Source organism: Pseudomonas sp. 21615526 (assembly GCF_013386245.1).
Lineage (GTDB): Bacteria > Pseudomonadota > Gammaproteobacteria > Pseudomonadales > Pseudomonadaceae > Aquipseudomonas.
In genome coordinates this window covers 1-1,714 of record NZ_JACAOM010000180.1, presented here as the reverse complement: position 1 = coordinate 1,714, position 1,714 = coordinate 1, and the positions used below count along the sequence as shown (strand labels likewise).

General features: G+C 61.3%; 2 protein-coding genes. One reads left to right on the top strand and one right to left on the bottom strand.

The genetic code is table 11. The annotated features are described in order from the left end of the window. Positions 1-22: 22 nt before the first annotated feature. Positions 23-1,012, bottom strand: coding sequence for a GntR family transcriptional regulator (locus tag HX786_RS30375; RefSeq protein ID WP_177021377.1), 990 nt, complete (start codon positions 1,010-1,012; stop codon positions 23-25). Positions 1,013-1,348: 336 nt separating this feature from the next. Between HX786_RS30375 and HX786_RS30370 the strand changes: the two genes are divergently transcribed. Further along, the coding region (locus HX786_RS30370) for an amidase family protein (protein ID WP_256735341.1) at positions 1,349-1,714 on the top strand (366 nt) is incomplete at its 3' end.

Here is a 1,714-nt window from a genome sequence, read left to right as displayed (position 1 = left end):
CCACATTTTCGATTGTATTTCGTCAGCTGAGTTTGTGCAGGTAGGCCGGTAAAGGTTGTTCAGGCAGCACCGACAGCACTTTCAAGCGCTGCAACATCCGCTGCCGGGCCCGTTGCAGGTGCTCGCGCAGGTTCAGTGCGGCGGCGTCGAAGGCGCCATGCAGCAACAGCTCAAGGATCAGCCGGTGCTCGGCCAGCATCGCCGGATCGGCACCGATGCCCAGCAGCCGGTAGAAAATCCGGCTGATGATCATCGGGCTCTGCCCCTGGCGAATCAGCGCGGCGATCTTGCGATTTTGCAGGCCGGCGAGGCAGTGCTGGTGCAGGTCTTCCTCGATCTGCTCGATCTCTTCCAGGCTGCAATGGGCGCTGTTTTGCGCATCGAGCACGCGCTGCAACATGGCGTGCAGCAGGTCGCGGTCGAGGTTCGGCGCGCTCTGGCGCAGGGCTTCGGGCTCCAGGCAGGCGCGCAGTTCGTAGTCTTCGGTGACTTCCCGGGCAGTCAGTGGCCCGGCCAGCCATTGGGAATAGGGTTCCTTTTCTACCAGGCCACGGTCCCGCAGGCGCATCAGCGCTTCACGCACCACCGCGCGGCTGACGTTGTAGTGCTCGGCGGCGGCCTGTTCATCGAGGCGATAATGCCCGAAGGCGATACAGGTCGAGAGCGCTGCGCCGATTTCCTCGACGATGCGCTCCCCCAGTGGCCGGGTGTCCACCAATTCATCTTCACCGTTGAGGCCCAGGTGCGCATGGCTCAGGGGCAAGCGCAGCGGCTCCATCTCCAGGCCGTCGGGGTTGATCAGGTAACCCCGGCCATCAAAGCGGCAGATCAGTCCTTCGTCATGCAACAGGTTCAGCGCCTTGCGCACCGGCACCCGGCTGGTGCCGAACAATTCGGCCAGCGGCGCTTCCAGCAACACCAGGCCATGGCGGGCGGTGCCGTGGGTGATGGCGTCGCGCAGAACCTGGTGAATCATCGCGTAACGGGAAGCCGAGGCTGACACTGCTTTCATCGGGCTCTCTGGAGCAAACGGGTCGGTGGCCGGGGATTCTCTCATAGTTGCGCCTGTCACTCTGCGCCACGTCGGTGGCACTTTTTTGGGGCCTTCAGAGGGTTGATGTTACTTTTCTGCACCAAAATGTATTTATTAATAAAAGATACATTATTTCATTCCAGGCGAGCCTTAAACTCCAGCCGATATTTCTTTTAATGCCTGAAACCCATCTAGCCCGTGGATCTGCTCCAAAGTGCCAGGTGTGGCAACCGAGCTGTCCACGAGACTGGCACGAAAGCTGCCTTTGTAAAATGTACATTTTATTAATATGTACATTTTTCAAAGGTCATTCCTATGTCAGATGCCACTTCAATGGCCGAGGATTTCGCCAGCGGTCGCAGCGACCCGGTGCAGGTCCTGGAACAGGCACTTGCCCACGCGAGCATGGCCCCCGGCGTGTTCATCTCCCTGACCGCCGAGCGCGCTCGCCGTGAGGCCGAAGCGTCGGCCGCCCGTTGGCGTGCCGGCCAGCCGTTGAGCGTGTTCGACGGGGTGCCACTGGCCTGGAAAGATCTGTTCGATGTGGCCGGCAGCATTACCACGGCGGGCGCGGCCTATCGCCGCAATGCGCCGGCCGCCTTGCTGGACGCGCCAAGTGTGGGCCTGTTGTGCCGCGCCGGCATGGTCAGCGTCGGCAAGACCAACCTCAGCGAACTGGCC